Origin of the sequence: Pseudomonas sp. Leaf58 (assembly GCF_003627215.1) — a bacterium.
Lineage (GTDB): Bacteria > Pseudomonadota > Gammaproteobacteria > Pseudomonadales > Pseudomonadaceae > Aquipseudomonas.
Genome location: NZ_CP032677.1, coordinates 373,706 through 394,239, shown reverse-complemented (window position 1 = coordinate 394,239; position 20,534 = coordinate 373,706). Strand labels below are relative to the sequence as shown.

Sequence of the window (20,534 nt, the reverse complement as noted above, 5' to 3'; positions counted from 1 at the left end):
GTATTTTTAAGTGAGCGAACTCATTCGCGTACCTGACATCGGCAGCGGTGAAGGTGAAATCATCGAGCTGTTCGTCAAGGTCGGTGACCGTATCGAGGCTGACCAGAGCCTGCTGACCCTGGAGTCCGACAAGGCCTCCATGGAGATCCCGGCCCCCAAGGCCGGTATCGTCAAAGAGCTGAAGGTCAAGCTGGGCGACCGCCTGAAAGAAGGCGACGAACTGTTGGTACTGGAAGTCGAGGGCGCCGCTGCGGCGCCTGAGGCTCCGGCAGCCGCCGCCGCGCCTGCCCAGGCTGCTGCACCGGCCCCGGCCGCCGAAGCTGCCCCTGCTCCGGCCGCAGCCCCGGCTGCCGCCAGCGTGCAGGACATCCACGTGCCGGACATCGGCTCGTCGGGCAAGGCCAAGATCATCGAAGTGCTGGTTAAAGTCGGCGATACCGTCGAGGCTGACCAGTCGCTGATTACCCTGGAGTCCGACAAGGCCTCCATGGAAATCCCGTCGCCGGCCGCCGGCGTGGTCGAAGAAGTACTGTGCAAGCTGGAAGACGAAGTTGGCACTGGCGACCTGATCTTCAAGCTGAAAGTCGCTGGCGCAGCGCCTGCTGCCGCCCCGGCACCTGCCGCTGCTGCACCAGCCAAGGCTGAGGCTGCCCCAGCCGCCGCACCTGCCGCTGCCGCCCCGGCTGCTGCTGCCCCTGCACCGGTTGCTACTGCGCCGGCTGCTGGCAGCAACGCCAAGGTTCACGCTGGCCCAGCGGTACGTCAGCTGGCCCGTGAATTCGGTGTTGACCTGGGCGCGGTTGCCGCGTCCGGCCCGCACGGCCGCATCCTGAAAGAAGACGTGCAGGTCTACGTCAAGGCGATGATGCAAAAGGCCAAGGAAGCGCCGGCAGCCGCCGGCGCAACTGGCGGCGCTGGCATCCCGCCGATCCCTGCCGTGGACTTCAGCAAGTTCGGTGAAGTGGAAGAAGTGGCCCTGACCCGCCTGATGCAGGTCGGTGCTGCCAACCTGCACCGCAGCTGGCTGAACGTGCCGCACGTGACCCAGTTCGACTCCGCCGACATCACCGAGCTGGAAGCCTTCCGCGTAGCGCAGAAGGCCGTGGCCGAGAAGGCTGGCGTCAAGCTGACCGTGCTGCCACTGCTGCTCAAGGCCTGCGCCTTCCTGCTCAAGGAACTGCCGGACTTCAACAGCTCGCTGGCGCCAAGCGGCAAGGCCATCATCCGCAAGAAGTACGTGAACATTGGCTTTGCCGTGGACACCCCGGACGGCCTGCTGGTCCCTGTGATCAAAAACGTCGACCAGAAGAGCCTGCTGCAGCTGGCTGCCGAAGCGGCTGCGCTGGCTGAAAAAGCCCGCACCAAGAAGCTGTCGGCTGATGAGATGCAAGGCGCTTGCTTCACCATCTCCAGCCTCGGCCACATTGGCGGCACCGGCTTCACGCCGATCGTCAACGCGCCAGAGGTGGCGATCCTCGGTGTGTCCAAGGCAACCATGCAGCCGGTCTGGGATGGCAAGGCCTTCCAGCCGAAGCTGATGCTGCCGCTGTCGCTGTCCTACGATCACCGTGTGATCAACGGCGCTGCCGCCGCGCGCTTCACCAAGCGCCTGGGCGACGTGCTGGGCGATATCCGCACCATGCTGCTGTAAGGCAGCCCACTGCCCCTCCTGGCGAGGGGCAGTACCCTTTTCGAGCTGCCACGCTCGTACCTCAACCCCGTCGATTGGCGGGGCTTTTTTTTGCCTGGATATTTTGGGAGGGCTGCGCCCATCTGTGGGAGCGGGTTCACCCGCGAAGATTCCAACTCGGTACATGGCACCGGCTACGCCGGTGTTCGCGGGTAAACCCGCTCCCACAGGCCGCAAAGCGGCCCCAAAATCTCCAGGCAAACTTCAGATTCCGACCAGACAGCCGATAACCCGTACACAGCATCACACACGGCTGCTTGCCAGCCCCCAGGACATGATGCAACCTTGCCAGATTCGCCGCCCCAAGGCCGCGTTCCCTCTTCAAGCGAGTCTTCGATGAAAAGCCAAACCGATGCCGCCAGCCGTGTGGCGGCCGAGGTCGTCACGCCGTTACCCGTGCCCTCGCGGCTCGGCATGCTGCGTTTCGAACGGCTCAACGAAGCCACCTGGGCCATGCTCTACCTGGACCCAGCCTGCGAACGCCAGTTCGGCCTGCAAGCCGCTGACCTGTGCGCCCTGGTAGACGCACCCTACGCCAGCCTGATGGAGCCCGAGGCCCGCTACCGGCTGCACGACGAGATTCAGCTGCAACTGACCCAGCGCGGCTACTACCGCGTGCGCTACACCTTGCACACACCCAATGCGTCACTACGCCTGCTGGAGGCCGGTGAGGCTTACAAGCAGCACAGCCGCCAGCTGTTGCGTGGCTACCTGAGCGTGCTCGACGACCAGCCCGACGATACCGGCGAGGCCGATGCCAGTGCCCTGGAATCGCGCAACAACCGGCTGCAACTGGCGTTGCAACTGAACCAGCGCGCACAACAGGAACAACTCGAGCACCTGGAGCGGGTACGCAGCCAGCAAGACCTGATCTTGCGCCTCGCGCGCCAGCGCTATAGCTCTGGGAACTCACTGCTGGAGGCCGCCCAACTGATTACCCAGAGCGCCTGCGAAATCTACAAGGTCGACAGCGCCAGTATCTGGCACCTCGAAGAGCAGCGCCTGGAACCCATCACCGCCTGGTACCGGGACGCACAGGTACACCGCCAGCCCCAAGCTATTGATGCCAGCCGCTTCCCCGACTACCTGGATGCGCTGCATGCCAGCCGCGCCATCGACGCCCACAATGCCGGCCATGACCCGCGCACCCGCGCCCTGGCGCAAAGCCTGCGCCCAGAAAACAAAGCCATGCTCGATGCCAGTATCCGCGTCGACGGCCAAGTGGTCGGCGTGCTGTGCCTGGAGCAGACCGGCCAGGCACGGGCCTGGCAGTCAGACGAAATTGCCTTTGCCGGCGAGCTGGCCGACCAGTTTGCCCAAGTCATCACCAACCACAACCGGCGTACCGCAGCCAGCGCTTTGCACCTGTTCCAGCGTGCAGTCGAGCAGAGCGCCAGCGCCTTCCTGCTGGTCAACCGCGACGGCGTGGTGGAATACGTCAACCCAAGCTTTACCGCCATCACCCAGTACAGCACCGAGGAAGTTCAAGGCCGTCACCTGGGCGAGCTGCCGGCGCTAGAGAACCTCAGCGAATTGCTGTTCGATTCGCCGTCCAGCCTGGCTATGGGCAATAGCTGGCAGGGCGAGTTCAAGAGCCGACGCAAGAACCTCGAACCCTACTGGGGCCAGTTGTCGATTTCCAAGGTCTACGGCGACAACCGCGAGCTGACCCACTACATCGGCATCTACGAGGATGTCACCCAGACCAAGCTGGCCCAGCAGCGCATCGAGCGCCTGGCGTACACCGACAACCTGACCAACCTGGGCAACCGCCCGGCGTTCATCCGCAGCCTGGACGAGCGCTTTGCCCGCGATGGCGAGAATTCGATGTGCCTGTTGCTGGTGGACATCGACAACTTCAAGCGCATCAACGACAGCCTCGGCCACCAGACCGGCGACAAGTTGCTGATCAGCCTGGCCCGGCGCCTGCGCAACAGCCTGCACACCGGCGGTATCCTGGCGCGCTTTGCCAGCAACGAGTTTGCCGTGTTGCTCGACGACACCAGCCTGGAAGATGGCCAGGGCGTCGCCCAGCAATTGCTGCGTACCCTCGACAAACCGATGTTCGTCGATAATCAGCTGATCAACGTCACCGCCTCGGTAGGCTTGGCCTACGCGCCGTTGCACGGCGCCAACCCGGCCAGCCTGATGAAAAACGCCGGCTTGGCGCTGCACAAGGCCAAGGCCAACGGCAAGCACCAGGTGCAGGTGTTTACCGAAGTGCTCAATGCCGAAGCCAGCTACAAGCTGTTTGTCGAAAACAACCTGCGCCGCGCCCTGACCCAGAACGAGCTGGAGGTGTTTTACCAGCCCAAGCTGTGCCTGCGCAGCGGCCGCCTGCTGGGCCTGGAAGCGCTGCTACGCTGGAACCACCCCGAGCGCGGCATGATCCGCCCGGACCAGTTCATCAGCGTGGCCGAGGAAACCGGCCTGATCATCCCGATTGGCAAGTGGGTGGTACGCCAGTCATGCCGCATGAGCCTGGAGCTGCGCGAAGCCGGCATGGGCAACCTGCACGTGGCCATCAACCTGTCGCCCAAGCAGTTCTCCGACCCGGACCTGGTGGCCTCGATCAGCTCGATCATCAAGGAAGAAGCTCTGCCCCCGCATTTGCTGGAGCTGGAACTGACCGAGGGCCTGCTGCTGGAAGCCACCGAAGACACCCACCGCCAACTCGACGAGCTGAAGGCCTTGGGCCTGACCCTGGCCATGGACGACTTTGGTACCGGTTATTCGTCGCTGAGCTACCTGAAGAAGTTTCCGATCGACATCCTCAAGATCGACCGCAGCTTCATCAACGAAATCCCGGATAACCAGGACGACATGGAAATCACTTCAGCGGTGGTGGCCATGGCCCACAACCTCAAGCTGAAGGTGGTGGCCGAAGGTATCGAGACGCCGGCGCAGTTGGCGTTCCTGCGCCGGCACCGCTGCGACGTGGGCCAGGGCTACCTGTTCGACCGGCCGATCCCAGGGCGCGAACTGGCCGAACGGCTGAAGCGCTACCCGCGTGGCCCGGTGGCCTGACAGCGGCGCCAACCTCGGGCACTATAGGACCCATTCGGGCCCTTTCGCGGGCACGCCCGCTCCCACAGGGACACCACACTATTCCAAATCTGTGGGGTCCCTGTAGGAGCGGGTTTACCCGCGAAAGCCCCAACACCTATCCCACTGAATAGACACAGAGGAACGGCCATGGTCCTGCGTTCGGAAATCCTGGTGAACAAAAACGTCATGCCTACCGCGGAACAGGCCCTGCCTGGCCGCGAAACGCCAATGAAGTTGCCCGAATTCCATTACGTGTTCAAAGACACCCCACTGCTCGGCCCGTTCTTCGAAGGCGCTATCGACTTCGCCATCTTCGGCCTGGGTTGCTTCTGGGGCGCCGAACGCCGCTTCTGGCAGCGTGAAGGCGTGGTCAGCACCGTGGTTGGCTATGCGGGCGGCTTCACCCCCCACCCCACCTACGAAGAAGTCTGCTCGGGCCTGACCGGCCACACCGAAGTGGTGCTGGTGGTCTTCGACAAGGACAAGGTCAGCTACCGCGAACTGCTGGCGATGTTCTGGGAACTGCACAACCCCACCCAGGGCATGCGCCAGGGCAACGACATCGGCACCCAATACCGCTCGGCCATCTATTGCACCAGCCCGGAACAGCTTGAGCAGGCCAAGGCCAGCCGCGATGCGTTCCAGGCCGAGCTGAGCAAGGCCGGCTTCGGCGAAATCACCACCGAAATCGACCAGGCGCCGACCGTGTACTTCGCCGAGGCCTACCACCAGCAGTACCTGGCCAAGAACCCGGACGGCTACTGCGGTATCGGCGGTACCGGCGTGTGCTTGCCACCGAGCCTGCAGGGTAACTGACACATGAGCACGATGACCCTGTTCCACTCGCCCCTGTCGCCTTTCGTACGCAAGGTCATGGTGGTGTTGCATGAAACCGGCCAGCTTGAGCGGGTAAAGCTGCAGCCGGTGAACATCAGCCCAGTCAGCGGCGACCCGCAGCTCAACCAGGACAACCCGATCGGCAAGATCCCGGCCCTGCGCTTGGAAGACGGCACCGTGCTGCACGACAGCCGGGTGATCTGCGAGTACCTCGACCTGCAGCATGTTGGCCTGCCGCTGCTGCCGCGCGAGGGCTCGGCGCGCTGGCGGCGCATGACCCTGGTGTCGCAGGCCGATGCGATCACGGATGCGGCGGTGTCGAGCCGCTATGAGAGCTTCCTGCGGCCTGAGGACAAACGCTGGGACGGCTGGCTCGAAGCGCAGGCCGAGAAGATTCGCCGTAGCCTGGCCAACCTGGAGCAGGAACACCTGCCAGAGCTGATGTCCGGGTTCGACCTGGCGGCGATCGGTGTGGCTTGCGCACTGGGCTACCTGGACCTGCGTCAACCCGAGTTTGGCTGGCGCGAGCGCCAGCCTGGGTTGGCGGCGTGGTATGCCGAGGTGGCCAAGCGGCCGTCAATGCTGGCAACGGCACCAGTAGCCTGAAGGGCCTCTTCGCGGGTACTGCAAAGGCTTCAAGGGCTGTGCAGCACTTGTAGGAGCGGGTTTACCCGCGAAAGGACCGGTACTGGCGGCTGCGATTAGCAGTCAGGCTTGCCAGCCGTAAACTTCTTGGCCGGGTTGACCGCGGCCTTGAACTCGCGCAGCGCCTTGGAGCCAATCAGCAACGGGTAGTTGAAGCTGCTGCGGTCGACCAGGTTGACCTCCACGGTGCGCTTCACGTCACCCAGGCACAGCTCCAGGTCGACCACCGGGCGCTTGGAGATCTCTGGCGCATCGCCCTCGTCCTCTTCATCGGCACGGCCCTTGATCTTGCTGATGCGCGAGACCTTGTGCTCGTACACCTTGCCGTTCGAGTCCTTGGTCGCCAGGCGGAAGCGCACCCACTCGTCGCCATCACGGGTGAACAGCTCGATGTCCTTGGCCGACAGCGAAGCGGTAAAGGCACCGGTGTCCATCTTGGCTTTAAGGGTTTCGCCCAACTCGGGCAGGGCAATGTTCTCGTAACGGCCGTAAAGGGTGGGCTCAGCAGCCATTACCGGCAGCGCCAACAACGACAACAGGGCAAGCAGAGGTTTCACAGGCAGGCATCCTTGAAAAGGTTCAGTGCTTAGACTGCACTGGCAGGATAGGTTCGCTGCCAGAAGCCTAACCAACATAATGTGAAACATTTGTCCGCGCTGCTGGGCATTGGACATTTGGCGTAGGGCGCAGCGCTGCTTATCATTGCCAACCGCTTATCTCCCACAACAAGAGTCTTTTTATGCGTCGCCTGCTGACCGGCATTCTCACCACCACCCTGCTGCTGCTCAACACCGTGGTGTTGATCTGCCCGCTGCTGGTCTTCGCCCTGCTCAAGCTGGTGCTGCCGGGCCGCGGGCGTGACTATGCCTCGTGGGCGGTGATGTGGGTGGCGGAAACCTGGTCGGAGATCGACAAGGCCATCTTTGCCCTGTGTATCCCCACGCAGTGGGACATCCGTGGCGTCGAGAACCTGCGCAAGGACACCTCGTACCTGGCGGTGAGCAACCACCAGACCTGGGTCGACATTCCGGCACTGATCGAAAGCCTCAACCGCCGCACACCGTTCTTCAAATTCTTTCTGAAAAAAGAGCTGATCTGGGTACCACTGCTGGGCCTGGCCTGGTGGGGCCTGGATTACCCGTTCATGAAGCGCTACAGCAAGGCGTTTCTGGAAAAGCACCCGGAGCTGAAGGGTAAGGACCTGGAGATCACCAAGGCCGCCTGCGAGCTGTTCAAACGCCAGCCCGTGACGGTGGTGAACTACCTGGAAGGCACGCGCTTTAGCGAGGCCAAGCGCCAGCAGCAGCAGTCGCCTTATCGTTACCTGCTAAAACCCAAGGCGGGTGGCGTGGCGTTCGTACTCGCGGCGTTGGGGGACCAGCTGGATGCCTTGCTGGATGTGACCATCGTCTACCCCGGCAACAAGGCCCCGGGTTTCTGGGCCCTGCTCAATGGCAGCATCAGCCGGGTGATTATCGACATTCAGGTGCGTGAGCTCGACCCGGCGCTATGGTCGGGGGATTACGAGAATGACCCTGAGTTCCGGCAAACCGTGCAGGCCTGGGTGAACCAGCTGTGGGCGGGCAAGGACGAACGGATCGAGCAGCTGCGGGCGGAGATCAGCTGAGATCTTTGCCTGAACCGGCCCTACAAAACCCTCAGACCGACGGTTGGGTCAATGGCGCGGGAGTGGTCCACAAGCTCCCCAGGTTCTGCAACAGCGACCCGGCAATCCCCTGCTGCCCCAGGTATTGCAGCAGCAAAGGCGCAAACTGCCCGATCATCCCGGTATCCATCCCCAGCGCCTTGAACGCGTTGTCCAGGTCGCTGCGGTTCTCCACGTTGTTACCCAACGCATTGCTCAATGCCGACTGGCTCTCGCTGTTCTTGCCGAGCAAATCCCCTAACCCACTCAAGCCACCCAGTACATTGGCCCCGGCAAGCAAGTCCAGGCCTGGCACGGCTTTGGTCAACTGGCCGTAGTCATCGGAACTCAGGTTATTACGCGCCAGCCCCAACATCGCCCCTGCCCCGCCCACAGCCTGTTCGGGGGTGATCTTCAATTCGCTGCCCAGGGTGTTGAGCAGATTGGCCTGCGCCGCAGGCGCCTGCACCTGGCCTTGTTGCGCCGGGGTCTGCATCGCGGACACGGCGTTGGCGGCGTCGCTGAGATTGAAGGCGAACACCGGGCTTGCGGCCAGGGTCATCAGGGTTGCCAGGGTGAATGCTTTCATCGGGAGGGACCTCGTCGGCCGGAATGGCCTGGGAAACGAGGTGTTCGACTGGTTTTTCAAAGGTTTGTTCCAGGCCATGTATCGGCTCGCCGGCCTGGCGCGGTCTGGTCGGGAGACCACTCCCACAATGCCCGAATCCCAGTTAGCAAAAAGCCCCTCAAACTGAGGGGCTCGTTGTTACATCATGCCGTCAAGCAGCCCCCCACATCTTGTGCGGGTCGATCACGAATTTCTTCGGTACGCCTGCATCGAACTCGCCATAACCTTCCGGCGCCTGGTCCAGGTTGATCACCTGTACACCAACCACTTCGGCAATGTTGATGCGGTCCCACATGATCGCCTGCATCAGCTGGCGGTTGTACTTCATGGTCGGAGTTTGGCCAGTGTGGAAGCTGTGCGACTTGGCCCAGCCCAGGCCGAAGCGGATGCTCAGCGCGCCAATTTTGGCGGCGGCATCGACCGCGCCCGGGTCTTCGGTCACGTACAGGCCCGGGATACCGATCTGGCCGGCGACGCGGGTCACTTGCATCAGCGAGTTCAGCACGGTAGCCGGGGCTTCATGCTTGGCACCTTCGTGGCCGTGGCCGCGGGCTTCAAAGCCGACAGCGTCGACGGCGCAATCCACTTCCGGCTCGCCGAGGATATCGACGATCTGCTCGTGCAACGGGGTGTCCTTGGACAGATCGACCACTTCGAAGCCCTGAGACTTGGCGTGGGCCAGGCGGGCCGGGTTGAGGTCGCCAACGATGACGCAGGCAGCGCCAAGCAGGCGCGCCGAAGCAGCAGCTGCCAGGCCGACCGGGCCAGCACCAGCAACGTAGACAGTGCTGCCTGGGCCAACGCCGGCAGTCACGGCACCGTGGTAGCCGGTTGGCAGAATATCGGACAGGCAGGTCAGGTCACGGATCTTCTCCATGGCCTTGTCGCGCTCTGGCAGTTTCAGCAGGTTGAAGTCGGCGTACGGCACCAGCACGTATTCGGCCTGGCCGCCGGTCCAGTCGCCCATGTCGACGTAGCCGTAGGCACCGCCAGCGCGTGCTGGGTTGACGGTGAGGCAAACACCGGTGTGCATCTCTTTGCAGGAGCGGCAACGGCCACAGGCGACGTTGAACGGTACCGAGACCAGGTCGCCGATCTGCATGCGCTCGACGTCGCTGCCCTTCTCGACGATCTCACCGGTGATTTCGTGGCCCAGGACCAGGCCGACCTGGGCAGTGGTGCGGCCGCGGACCATGTGCTGGTCGGAACCGCAGATGTTGGTGGAGACCACCTTCAAGATCACGCCGTGCTCAATCTTCTTGCCGCGTGGGTCCTGCATTTTCGGGTAGTCGATCTTCTGCACCTCGACCTTGCCGGCGCCGAGATATACCACTCCACGATTGCCAGACATGCTCTTACCTCGCTTGATTTATATTTATGCAGCGGTGGTGAACGCGCCGCCATCCATGGGCGGCATGTGTTTCTGGAATGAGGGGAATTGTGGGCCTGATACGGCGAGATGCACTGACTGGGAGCGACAGGGAGATGCCATTTAGCGGCAGGTAAAAAATGGTGAGGCCATTCGCGGGCACGCCCGCTCCCACAGGAATTGCGCAACCTTCAAGGCTGGCACTTTACCTGTGGGAGCGGGCGTGCCCGCGAAGAGGCCGGAACAGGCGTTAGAGCACGACTGTCCGATTGGCGTTGAGGAACACCCGCCGCTCAATGTGATACCCCACCGCCCGCGCCAGGGTCAGGCACTCAATGTCACGCCCCTTGGCAATCAGGTCTTCCGGATAATGGCTGTGGTCCACCACCTCGACCCCCTGGGCAATGATCGGCCCTTCGTCGAGGTCGTTGTTGATGTAGTGCGCCGTGGCGCCAACCATCTTCACGCCCTTGTTGTACGCCTGGTGATAAGGCTTAGCGCCTTTGAACCCCGGCAACAACGAGTGGTGAATGTTGATCGCCCAGCCGTCCAGGCGCCGGCACAGCTCAGGCGACAGCACCTGCATGTAACGGGCAAGTACCACCAGCTCGGCGCCGGTTTCCTCGATTACCTGCAGCACCTTGCGCTCCTGCCCCGGCTTGTCCTTAGGGTCGAGCGCAAAGTGGTAGTAAGGAATCTTGTGCCACTGCGCCAGCGGCTCAAGGTCGGGGTGGTTGGACACCACCGCCACCACGTCCATGGCCAGCTGACCGATGCGCTGGCGGTACAGCAGGTCGTTCAGGCAGTGGTCGGCCTTGGACACCATGATCACCACCTTCGGGCGGTGGTTGGGCGCGGTTAGCTCGAAGGCCATGCCAAACGCATCGCTGCGCTCGGCAAGGCCGGCACGGAAGCCGGCTTCGTCGAAATCGTCCGGCTGGCGGAACTCCACGCGAATGAAGAAGCGCCCCGACAGGCGGTCATCGAAGGAGTGGTGCTCCGTGACGTAGCAGCGCTGCTCGAAGAGGTAACGCGTCACCACGTCGACGGTGCCGAGCATGCTCGGGCAGTCGGCGGTGAGAATCCAGGTATCCGGTGCCCGACTCATGTTCTGTTCTCCTTAAGCCTCGATGCTCAGGCCGTATTCGGCCGACGCGTCCTGCAGCCACAGCCACCAGTAATCGGCGAAGCTGCGGCGAATCACCAGTTCCCAAGTGTCTTCGGCGGTACGGCGGATCACCAGTTGCGACTTGGCGAACACGGTGCCAACTGCCTTGCCCACCGGGAAGTTGTTCGGGTGTACATCATAGCTGGTGGACTTCATCAGCACTTCGCGCACGTTCGGGCCGCGCAGTTCCAGCAGGCTCTGCCCGCCGCTGACGTTGACCATCTGGATGTGCTGGCCTTCGAGGGCTGCGCGCAGCTTTTGCTCGACTGCCAGTTCCTGGCCACCGGGGACGATCAGCAACCACTCGTCAGGGCCGACCCATTGCAACGACATCTCGTTGTTGGCAACCACGGTCAGGGCCACTGGCAGCTCCAGGCCCAGGGCCTTGTGCACACCGGCGGCGAACTCTGGGTCATGGCCATCGCCACGCAGGGTCAAGTGGCCGAGGAACTTGCGTTCACGCAGGGTCACGCCTGCGTTCTTGCGGCCTTTGCCAACCAGGCTGGCCAGGTCGGCGTGGTGCAGTGGCGACTGGGCTTTGGCCTCTGCGCCGGGGTTTTGCTGGTAGACGTTGATAGCGCTCATTTCTTACCTGCCTTGAATTCTGGATTCGACCACGATGCCTGCGGGAGACGGTCATCCTGTGGGAGCGGGCATGCCCGCGAATGCGATGGTGGATTCACCGCCCTCTTCGCGGGTACGCCCGCTCCCACAGAGACCTCATTCCAAACTGGGCATCGGTTGGTACCGGGGCCTTAGACGTTCTGCCGCTCACCCTTCGGATCGAAGAACACCGAAGACACGATTTCCGCTTCGATCACGCTGCCATCGGCCTGCGGCGAGTACACGCGCTCACCCATGCGCTTCAGGCCGCCCTTGACCACGCCCATGGCGAACGAGTAGCCCAGGGAGTTGGATGCGTAGCTGGAGGTGACGTGGCCAACCATGTCCATCGGGATCGGTTGCTTGGGGTCGAATACCAGCTGGGCGCCTTCCGGCAGCCACTGGTTCGGATCCACAGGCTTCAGGCCGACCAGCTGCTTGCGGTTCTCGCGCACGCAGTCTTCGCGGTTCATGCCACGCAGGCCAATCCACGAGTACGGCTTGTTGCGACCCACGCACCAGCTCATGTTCAGGTCGTCCGGGTTCATCGAGCCATCAGTATCCTGGCCGACGATGATGAAGCCCTTCTCGGCACGCAGTACGTGCATGGTCTCGGTGCCGTACGGGGTCAGGTTGTACTTCTTGCCGGCCTCGATGATCTTTTCCAGCACGCCCATGGCGTAGTTGGCTTGCACGTTGACTTCGTACGACAGTTCACCGGTGAAGGAAATACGGAACACGCGGGCAGGTACGCCGCCAACGTTGCCTTCCTTCCAGGTCATGAACGGGAAGGCTTCCTTGTCCATGTCGATGTCGGTCAGCTCGCTCAGCAGCTTGCGGCTGTTAGGACCGGACAGGGTCATGGTGGCCCAGTGGTCGGTTACCGAGGTGAAGTACACCTTCAGTTCCGGCCATTCGGTCTGGTGGTACAGCTCCATCCACTGCAGCACGCGGGCGGCACCGCCGGTGGTGGTGGTCATGATGAAGTGGTTGTCGCCGACGCAGGCGGTTACGCCGTCGTCGAAGACCATGCCGTCTTCCTTGCACATCAGGCCGTAGCGGGCCTTGCCCACGTCGAGCTTGGTCCAGGCGTTGGTGTAGATGCGGTTGAGGAACTCGCGGGCGTCTGGGCCCTGGATGTCGATCTTGCCCAGGGTCGAGGCGTCCAGCAGGCCCACGCTGTCACGCACGGCCTTGCACTCACGGGTCACCGCGGCATGGATGTCTTCACCGGCTTTCGGGAAGTACCACGGGCGCTTCCACTGGCCGACGTCTTCGAATTCGGCGCCGTTCTTCACGTGCCAGGCATGCAGGGCGGTGAAGCGTACGGGCTCGAACAGGTGACCACAGTGACGGCCCGCTACCGCGCCGAAGGTGACCGGCGTGTAGTTGGGGCGGAACATGGTGGTGCCCATTTCCGGAATGGTGATGCCGATCGAACGGGCGGCGATGGCCAGGCCGTTGATGTTGCCCAGTTTGCCCTGGTCGGTACCGAAGCCCAGTGCGGTGTAGCGTTTTACGTGTTCGACCGACTCGAAGCCTTCACGGGTAGCCAGTTCGATACCGGCAGCGGTCACGTCGTTTTGCTGGTCGACGAACTGTTTCGGCCCTTTGGTACCCTTGTCGTGCGGCACCTGGAACAGCGCCACGGTGGCCTCTTCCTTGCGCGCTACGGTTTTCGGCAGGCTGCCAGCGGTGGCCTTGAAACCGGCTTCGGTGGCTGCACGTACGCCGCCTTCGAAGCCATCGGCAATAACGTCGCCCAAGGCGTAGACGCCATGGATACCGCCCACGCACACACGCTTTTGCGGGGCATCGCCCGGCACGAAGCCAAGGATGTCGTCACGCCATACCGGGCGACCGCCCAAGTGCGAAGCCAGGTGAACGATCGGGCTGTAACCGCCGGAAGTTGCGATCAGGTCGCACTCGAGGGTTTCGCCAGGGCTGGTGACCTTGTGCGCTTGCACGTCGATGGCGGCCACGCGGGCGCCGGTGACGTGCTTGCTGCCCTTGGCCTCGACCACGGCGCTGGAGGTAAGGATGCGAATGCCTTTCGCACGTGCTTCTTCAACCAGCGAACCACGCGGGTTGTGGCGGGCATCGGCAATGGCGACCACTTGCAGGCCAGCATCGTGCCAGTCCAGCGCGGCGCGGTAGGCGTGGTCGTTGTTGGTCGACAGCACAAGCTTGCGGCCAGGGGCCACGCCGTAGCGGCGAACGTAAGTGGAAACAGCACCGGCCAGCATGTTGCCCGGCACATCGTTGTTGCCGTACACCAGTGGGCGCTCGTGGGCACCCGCAGCCAGCACTACGCGCTTGGCGCGAACACGGTGCACGCGGTGGCGCACCTGGCCGATCGGGGCGCGGTCGCCGAGGTGGTCGGTGAGGCGCTCGTGAATGGTCAGGAAGTTATGGTCGTGGTAGCCGTTGACCGTGGCGCGTGGCAGCAGGGTCACTTCCGGCAGGCCTTCCAGCTCTTTGACCACGGCGCTGACCCAATCAGCGGCAGGCTTGCCGTCCAGGGTTTCGCGGGTGTCGAGCAGGCTGCCGCCGAACTCCTCCTGCTCGTCGGCCAGGATCACGCGGGCACCGCTGCGCGCAGCGGCCAATGCCGCAGCCAGGCCAGCAGGGCCGGCACCGACGATCAGCACGTCGCAGTGCTGGTTCATGTAGTCGTAGCTGTCCGGGTCGTTCTGCAGCGGCGCGCGGCCCAGGCCGGCTGCCTTGCGGATGTACTTCTCGTACGTCATCCAGAACGATTTCGGGTACATGAAGGTTTTGTAGTAGAAGCCCGGCGGCATCATGCTGCCACCGACCTTGCCGAGGATGCCCATGACGTCGTTATTGACGTTTGGCCAGCCGTTGGTGCTGGTGGCTACAAGGCCCGCGTACAGTGCCTGCTGGGTGGCACGCACGTTAGGGATCTGGGTGGCTTCGCTGGAGCCGATCTGCAGGATGGCGTTCGGCTCTTCGGTACCGGCGGCGATGATGCCGCGTGGGCGCGAGTACTTGAAGCTGCGGCCAACGATGTCGACGCCATTGGCCAGCAACGCGGCGGCCAGGCTGTCACCGGCATAACCCTGGTAGGTCTTGCCGTTGAAGGTGAAGTTCAGGACCTTGCTGCGGTCGATACGGCCGCCGCTGGCGAGGCGATAGGTCTGGCTCATACTTTTTCCCCTTGGCCTTTGACGGTCGACGGTGCGTTCGCAGCTTTGCCGTTGGCGGTCACTTGCGGCTTCTCGCCAATCTTGTAGGTTTCCAGAATCTCGTAGGTCACGGTGTCACGGGTGACGTTGAAGTACTGGCGGCAGCCGGCAACGTGGTCCCACAGTTCATGGTGAATACCGCGCGGGTTGTCACGGTAGAACATGTAGGTACCCCACTCCTCGTCGGAGCAGGCGGCAGGGTCCAGCGGGCGGGCGATGTGCGCTTGGCCCGAGGCGTGGAACTCTTCTTCGGAGCGCAGCTCGCCACAATGGGGACAGAATATATGCAACATGACGGTGGCTCCGGTTAGTGGGCGACGGCGGCGGCGCCGTGTTCGTCGATCAATGCGCCGTTGTAGAAACGGTCCATGGAGAACGGCGCGGCCAGTGGGTGCATTTCGCCTTTGGCCAGGCTCGCGGCGAAGACGTTGCCCGAACCCGGGGTCGCCTTGAAGCCACCGGTGCCCCAACCGCAGTTGAAGAACATGTTTTTGACCGGGGTCTTGGTGATGATCGGGCAAGCGTCCGGCGAGGTGTCGACGATGCCGCCCCACTGGCGGTTCATACGTACCCGCGACAGGTTGGGGAACATCTCGACGATAGCCTGCAGGGTGTGCTCGATCACCGGGTACGAACCGCGCTGGCCGTAGCCGACCCAGCCGTCGATACCGGCACCGATCACCAAGTCGCCCTTGTCGGACTGGCTGATGTAACCGTGTACGGCGTTGGACATAATCACGCTGTCGATGATCGGCTTGATCGGTTCGGATACCAGCGCTTGCAGTGGGTGCGACTCCAGCGGCAGGCGGAAGCCGGCCAGCTTGGCCATGTGCCCGGAGTTACCGGCAGTGACCACGCCGACGCGCTTGGCGCCGATGAAGCCCTTGTTGGTCTCCACACCGATCACCGCGCCGTTTTCCTTGCGGAAGCCGATCACTTCGGTTTGCTGGATCAAGTCCACGCCCAGGGCGTCGGCGGCACGGGCATAGCCCCAGGCCACGGCGTCGTGACGAGCCACGCCACCACGGCGCTGTACGGTGGCACCGAGGATCGGGTAGCGGGTGTTCTTGGAGCAGTCCAAGTACGGGATTTCGGCCGCAACCTGGGCAGTGTTCAGCAGCTCACCATCAACGCCATTGAGGCGGTTGGCGCTAACCCGGCGCTCGGAATCGCGAATGTCCTGCAGGGTGTGGCACAGGTTGTAGACGCCGCGCTGGGAGAACATCACGTTGTAGTTGATGTCCTGGGACAGGCCTTCCCACAGCTTCATGGCGTGTTCGTACAGCTGGGCCGATTCATCCCACAGGTAGTTGGAACGCACGATAGTGGTGTTACGGGCGGTGTTGCCGCCGCCCAGGTAGCCTTTTTCGATCACAGCAACGTTGGTGATGCCGTGTTCTTTGGCCAGGTAGTAGGCCGTGGCCAGGCCATGGCCGCCACCGCCAACGATGACCACGTCGTAGACCTTTTTAGGGGTTGGCGTGCGCCACATGCGCTGCCAGTTTTCGTGGTGGCTGAGGGAGTGCTTGAAAAGGCCGAAGCCCGAGTAGCGTTGCATGGTCGTTTACTCCACTCAGCGGTAAACAGGGAAATCAGCGCACAGGGCTGCGACGTTCTTCGCCACATCGGCTTCGACGTCTGCGTCACCGAGGTTGTCGAGGATGTCGCAGATCCAGCCGGCCAGCGCCACGCATTGGGCAACCTTGAAGCCACGGGTGGTGACGGCCGGGGTGCCGATGCGCAGGCCCGAAGTGACGAACGGCGATTGTGGGTCGTTCGGCACGGCGTTCTTGTTGACGGTGATGTGCGCGCGGCCCAGGGCGGCGTCGGCGTCTTTACCGGTAAGGCCCTGGCGAATCAGGCTGACCAGGAACAGGTGGTTGTCGGTACCACCGGAAACCACGTCGTAGCCACGGTCGATGAACACCTGGGCCATGGCCTGGGCGTTTTCGATCACTTGCTGCTGATAGGCCTTGAAGCCTGGCTCCAGCGCTTCCTTGAAGCACACGGCCTTGGCGGCGATCACGTGCATCAGCGGGCCGCCCTGGGCGCCCGGGAACACCGCAGCGTTCAGCTTCTTTTCGATCTCTTCGTTGGACTTGGCCAGGATCAGGCCACCACGTGGACCGCGCAGGGTCTTGTGGGTGGTGGTGGTGACCACGTCAGCGAACGGGATCGGGTTCGGATACAGGCCAGCAGCAACCAGGCCAGCCACGTGGGCCATGTCGACGAACAGCAGCGCACCGACCTTGTCGGCAATGGCGCGGAAGCGTGGGAAATCGAGGGTTTTGGAATAGGCCGAGAAGCCAGCAACAATCATTTTCGGCTTGTGCTCGACCGCCAGGCGCTCGACTTCGTCGTAGTCGATCAGGCCGGTTTTGGTGTCGATGCCGTACTGCACAGCATTATAGAGTTTGCCCGAAGACGACACTTTGGCGCCGTGGGTCAGGTGGCCACCGTGGGCCAGGCTCATGCCGAGGATGGTGTCACCCGCCTGCAGCAGGGCCAGGTAGACCGCGCCGTTGGCCGAAGAGCCGGAGTGCGGCTGGACGTTGGCGTAGTCGGCACCGAACAGCTGCTTGGCGCGCTCGATGGCCAGGGCCTCGACCTTGTCCACGTGCTCACAACCACCGTAGTAGCGCTTGCCCGGGTAGCCTTCGGCGTACTTGTTGGTCAGGCCGCTGCCTTGGGCCTGCATCACGCGCTTGGAGGTGTAGTTTTCCGAGGCGATCAGCTCGATGTGGTCTTCCTGGCGCTGTTCTTCGGCATTCATCGCCGCCAGCAGTGCATCGTCGTAACCTTGGATTTGGTCTTGCTTGCTGAACATCGTGTATCTCCCGGCAGCGATCGTTTCTTGTCGTGGGGCACTGTGGCCCTTTGTGGCGATGGTATGACTGGCCGGGGCAGGTCAGATGCCTGCGCACGCCTTGCAATGGCGCGTTTACGACATTCGCACCGCACATTTTCTCAAGGGCTTCGTCTGGAGCCGCCGTTGCCAAATCGTGCGTCACCTATCATTTCTGCCAGTGGGCCAAAAGCCGGCGCCCTCATATCCTTGCTTTCGACACGTCGATAACCGTTATCGGCGTAATTCGGAGTTCAAGAAAATGCCTGAACACTCACTAAACAAAGGCAGCTGGGGCAAGTTGAATTTCAACTTCGACCCTGCCGCATGGGGTTCACTGGTCTTGGCGCGGCCTGGTGACTTTATTGACATGGTAACGTTTGATCATCAACGGGTTTACGATAAAGTCCAAAGTAGCGAGACACAGTTGAGTCGCCAGGGTAACTTCCTTACCCTTCACCCAGCCAACGCAGCCGTGCTTGATAAGCAAAGGATCACTGAAAGAGAACTTTCAACTATTTCAAGACAGCAAACCGCAACCTTTACATATGTTCAGCTGTATGCCTCCAACCAAACCATCGCTATTTTCGATGACAAAAATTCACGATCTGGCCAAATTGCCCTGGCGGCAACCTCAGAACTGCTATTTAATTCCACGCGCTATAAAATCGACTTCCGCTACATCAATGCCTTTCTGGATGAAGTTACCCATGAATTTACAGCGGTGTATTGGGATATTTATCTAGTTGCCGTTTGAGTGTCAGATGCTCGATACAAGAAGCCGACCACACCTGCGGACTGGCGGCAGCGCCGTCCGCACTTGTATAGGCAACCCCACTGCGATGGTTTAGAGTGCTGTTCTGCGTCGTTCACAGGACAGTGTCATGACAGATAAAAGCCAACAATTCGCCAGCGACAACTATTCCGGTATTTGCCCCGAAGCCTGGGCGGCCATGGAAAAGGCCAACCACGGCCACGACCGTGCCTACGGCGACGACCAATGGACCGAACGCGCCGCGGAATACTTCCGCAACCTGTTCGAAACCGACTGCGAAGTGTTTTTCGCCTTCAACGGCACCGCCGCCAACTCCCTGGCCCTAGCCTCACTGTGCCAGAGCTATCACAGCGTAATCTGCTCGGAGACCGCCCACGTCGAAACCGACGAATGCGGCGCGCCGGAGTTCTTCTCCAACGGCTCCAAGCTGCTGACCGCACCCAGCGTCATCGGCAAGCTGACGCCGCAGTCGATCCGCGAAGTGGCGCTCAAGCGCCAGGACATCCACTACCCCAAGCCACGTGTGGTCACCCTCACCCAGGCCACCGAGGTCGGCACCGTCTATCGACCCGACGAGTTGAAGGCGATCAGCGCCACCTGCAAGGAGCTGGGGCTGAACCTGCACATGGACGGCGCGCGCTTTACCAATGCCTGCGCCTTCCTCGGCTGCAGCCCGGCCGAACTGACCTGGAAAGCCGGCGTCGATGTACTGTGCTTTGGCGGCACCAAGAACGGCATGGCGGTGGGTGAGGCGATCCTGTTCTTCAATCGCCAGTTGGCCGAAGACTTTGACTACCGCTGCAAGCAGGCCGGGCAACTGGCGTCGAAGATGCGCTTCCTGTCGGCACCGTGGGTGGGCCTGCTGGAAGATGGCGCCTGGTTGCGCCATGGCGCGCATGCCAACCGTTGCGCACAGCTGCTGGCCGCACTGGTGAGTGATTTGCCAGGGGTCAAGTTGATGTTCCCGGTGGAAGCCAACGGGGTGTTCCTGCAAATGCCGGAGCACGCCATCGAAGCGCTGCGCGGCAAGGGCTGGCGGTTCTATACCTTTATTGGTAGCGGCGGGGCGCGGTTCATGTGTTCCTGGGATACCGAAGAGGAACGGGTGCGCGAATTGGCGGCGGATATCCGCAACATCATCACCGCCTGACAGAACGCATTCGCGGGCTTGCCCGCTCCCACAGGGATCTCGCTGGGTTCAAGGCCAGCGATGCCCCTGTAGGAGCGGGTTTACCCGCGAAGACGCCCACACCGCTCTAAAGCTTGAACCCACCCATCTGCCGCGCCAGGTCCTCGGCCAAACCACGCAACGCCTGGCACTCTTGCCGACACCCCTGCACCTCTGCCGCCGTGTCCCGCGCCAAGTCGGAAATGCCCTGCACCGTGCGGTTAATCTCCTCGGTCACAGCCGACTGTTCCTCTGTGGCCGTGGCTACCTGATGGTTCATGTCGCTGATATGCTCCACCTGGTCGGTAATCGCGCCCAGCGACGCCCCGGTACGCTGGCTCGACTCCACACCACTGCCGGTCGCCTGCTGCCCCGCCTGCATCGAACTCACCGCCGAACCTGCGCCCTGCTTCAGGCGCTGGATCATCTGCTGCACTTCATCGGTGGACGACTGCGTGCGTCGGGCCAGCGTGCGCACTTCGTCAGCCACCACGGCAAACCCGCGGCCCATCTCCCCTGCCCGTGCGGCCTCGATGGCAGCATTCAGCGCCAGCAGGTTGGTTTGTTCGGAAATACTGCGGATCACCGCTAAAACCTCATCGATCGAGGCGACTTCGTCCGCCAACTGGCTAACCGCGTCAGCCGCTTTGCCAATATCGCCCGACATACCTTCGATACCTCGAATCGAGCGCTGCACAACCTCGCGCGCCTGCAAGGCCTCATCCCGCGCCGATTGCGAGGCCTGGGCCGCGTCACCGGCATTGCGGGCGATATCCTGAACGGTCAGGCCCATCTCATGCACAGCGGTGGCGACCATTTCGGTCATCTCCTGCTGGCGCCCGGAACGTTCGGCGGTGTTGTCCACCACCTGCGTTACTTGCTCGACCGCTCGGTGCAACCGCTCGGA

At 62.4% G+C, this 20,534-nt stretch carries 17 protein-coding genes; 7 read left to right on the top strand and 10 right to left on the bottom strand.

The window, feature by feature from the left end:
- Positions 1-10 precede the first annotated feature (10 nt).
- The 4 genes from aceF (at position 11) to DV532_RS01730 (ending at position 6,181) form a co-directional block, all read left to right on the top strand.
- A complete protein-coding gene (gene aceF / locus DV532_RS01750; protein WP_056805684.1) occupies positions 11-1,651 on the top strand; it encodes a dihydrolipoyllysine-residue acetyltransferase in 1,641 nt (546 codons plus the stop codon).
- A gap of 375 nt (positions 1,652-2,026) precedes the next feature.
- Complete coding sequence (locus DV532_RS01740; RefSeq protein ID WP_056805687.1) at positions 2,027-4,717, top strand: bifunctional diguanylate cyclase/phosphodiesterase; 2,691 nt, start codon at positions 2,027-2,029, stop codon at positions 4,715-4,717.
- 168 nt (positions 4,718-4,885) lie between these two features.
- Complete coding sequence (gene msrA, locus DV532_RS01735) at positions 4,886-5,554, top strand: peptide-methionine (S)-S-oxide reductase MsrA (protein ID WP_056805689.1); 669 nt, start codon at positions 4,886-4,888, stop codon at positions 5,552-5,554.
- A gap of 3 nt (positions 5,555-5,557) precedes the next feature.
- On the top strand, positions 5,558-6,181 hold the full coding sequence (locus tag DV532_RS01730) for a glutathione S-transferase (protein ID WP_056805691.1): 624 nt from the start codon (positions 5,558-5,560) through the stop codon (positions 6,179-6,181).
- 95 nt (positions 6,182-6,276) lie between these two features.
- Here the strand turns inward: DV532_RS01730 and DV532_RS01725 are convergent, their stop codons facing one another.
- Positions 6,277-6,777 carry an ATP-dependent zinc protease gene (locus DV532_RS01725; protein ID WP_056805694.1) on the bottom strand — a complete coding sequence of 167 codons (501 nt, stop codon included), beginning with the start codon at positions 6,775-6,777 and terminating at the stop codon, positions 6,277-6,279.
- Positions 6,778-6,959: 182 nt separating this feature from the next.
- Here DV532_RS01725 and DV532_RS01720 point away from each other — a divergent pair, with 182 nt between their 5' ends.
- Positions 6,960-7,847 (top strand): acyltransferase, encoded by an 888-nt coding sequence (locus DV532_RS01720; RefSeq protein ID WP_056805696.1) that lies wholly within the window; start codon positions 6,960-6,962, stop codon positions 7,845-7,847.
- Between the two features lie 31 nt (positions 7,848-7,878).
- On the opposite strand, the gene DV532_RS01715 is transcribed toward DV532_RS01720, so the two are convergent.
- From DV532_RS01715 to DV532_RS01680, 8 genes are all read right to left on the bottom strand, one after another.
- Complete coding sequence (locus tag DV532_RS01715) at positions 7,879-8,454, bottom strand: DUF2780 domain-containing protein (protein ID WP_056805699.1); 576 nt, start codon at positions 8,452-8,454, stop codon at positions 7,879-7,881.
- Positions 8,455-8,644: 190 nt separating this feature from the next.
- On the bottom strand, positions 8,645-9,844 hold the full coding sequence (gene fdhA / locus DV532_RS01710; protein ID WP_023532721.1) for a formaldehyde dehydrogenase, glutathione-independent: 1,200 nt from the start codon (positions 9,842-9,844) through the stop codon (positions 8,645-8,647).
- 268 nt (positions 9,845-10,112) lie between these two features.
- On the bottom strand, positions 10,113-10,970 hold the full coding sequence (purU, locus tag DV532_RS01705; RefSeq protein ID WP_056805702.1) for a formyltetrahydrofolate deformylase: 858 nt from the start codon (positions 10,968-10,970) through the stop codon (positions 10,113-10,115).
- Between the two features lie 12 nt (positions 10,971-10,982).
- Entirely contained in the window at positions 10,983-11,615 is a 633-nt protein-coding gene (locus tag DV532_RS01700; RefSeq protein ID WP_056805704.1) for a sarcosine oxidase subunit gamma, read from the bottom strand.
- Between the two features lie 170 nt (positions 11,616-11,785).
- The gene (locus tag DV532_RS01695) at positions 11,786-14,800 is read right to left on the bottom strand and encodes a sarcosine oxidase subunit alpha (protein ID WP_056805706.1); all 3,015 of its coding nucleotides are present in this window, start codon (positions 14,798-14,800) and stop codon (positions 11,786-11,788) included.
- A complete protein-coding gene (locus DV532_RS01690; RefSeq protein ID WP_016484537.1) occupies positions 14,797-15,132 on the bottom strand; it encodes a sarcosine oxidase subunit delta in 336 nt (111 codons plus the stop codon). Before DV532_RS01690 ends, DV532_RS01695 begins: the two co-directional genes overlap by 4 nt.
- Before the next feature lie 14 nt (positions 15,133-15,146).
- Positions 15,147-16,397: a sarcosine oxidase subunit beta family protein gene (locus DV532_RS01685; protein ID WP_016484536.1), complete on the bottom strand. Its 1,251-nt coding sequence runs from the start codon at positions 16,395-16,397 to the stop codon at positions 15,147-15,149.
- 15 nt (positions 16,398-16,412) lie between these two features.
- A complete protein-coding gene (locus tag DV532_RS01680) occupies positions 16,413-17,666 on the bottom strand; it encodes a serine hydroxymethyltransferase (protein WP_056805708.1) in 1,254 nt (417 codons plus the stop codon).
- An 85-nt stretch (positions 17,667-17,751) separates the two neighbouring features.
- Here DV532_RS01680 and DV532_RS01675 point away from each other — a divergent pair, with 85 nt between their 5' ends.
- Together DV532_RS01675 and DV532_RS01670 are read left to right on the top strand one after the other, a co-directional pair.
- Positions 17,752-18,441 (top strand): hypothetical protein, encoded by a 690-nt coding sequence (locus DV532_RS01675; protein ID WP_156676009.1) that lies wholly within the window; start codon positions 17,752-17,754, stop codon positions 18,439-18,441.
- 127 nt (positions 18,442-18,568) lie between these two features.
- Positions 18,569-19,609: a low specificity L-threonine aldolase gene (locus DV532_RS01670; RefSeq protein WP_056805714.1), complete on the top strand. Its 1,041-nt coding sequence runs from the start codon at positions 18,569-18,571 to the stop codon at positions 19,607-19,609.
- Between the two features lie 106 nt (positions 19,610-19,715).
- Here the strand turns inward: DV532_RS01670 and DV532_RS31120 are convergent, their stop codons facing one another.
- Positions 19,716-20,444, bottom strand: coding sequence for a methyl-accepting chemotaxis protein (locus tag DV532_RS31120; protein ID WP_372339991.1), 729 nt, complete (start codon positions 20,442-20,444; stop codon positions 19,716-19,718).
- Positions 20,445-20,534: the final 90 nt, after the last annotated feature.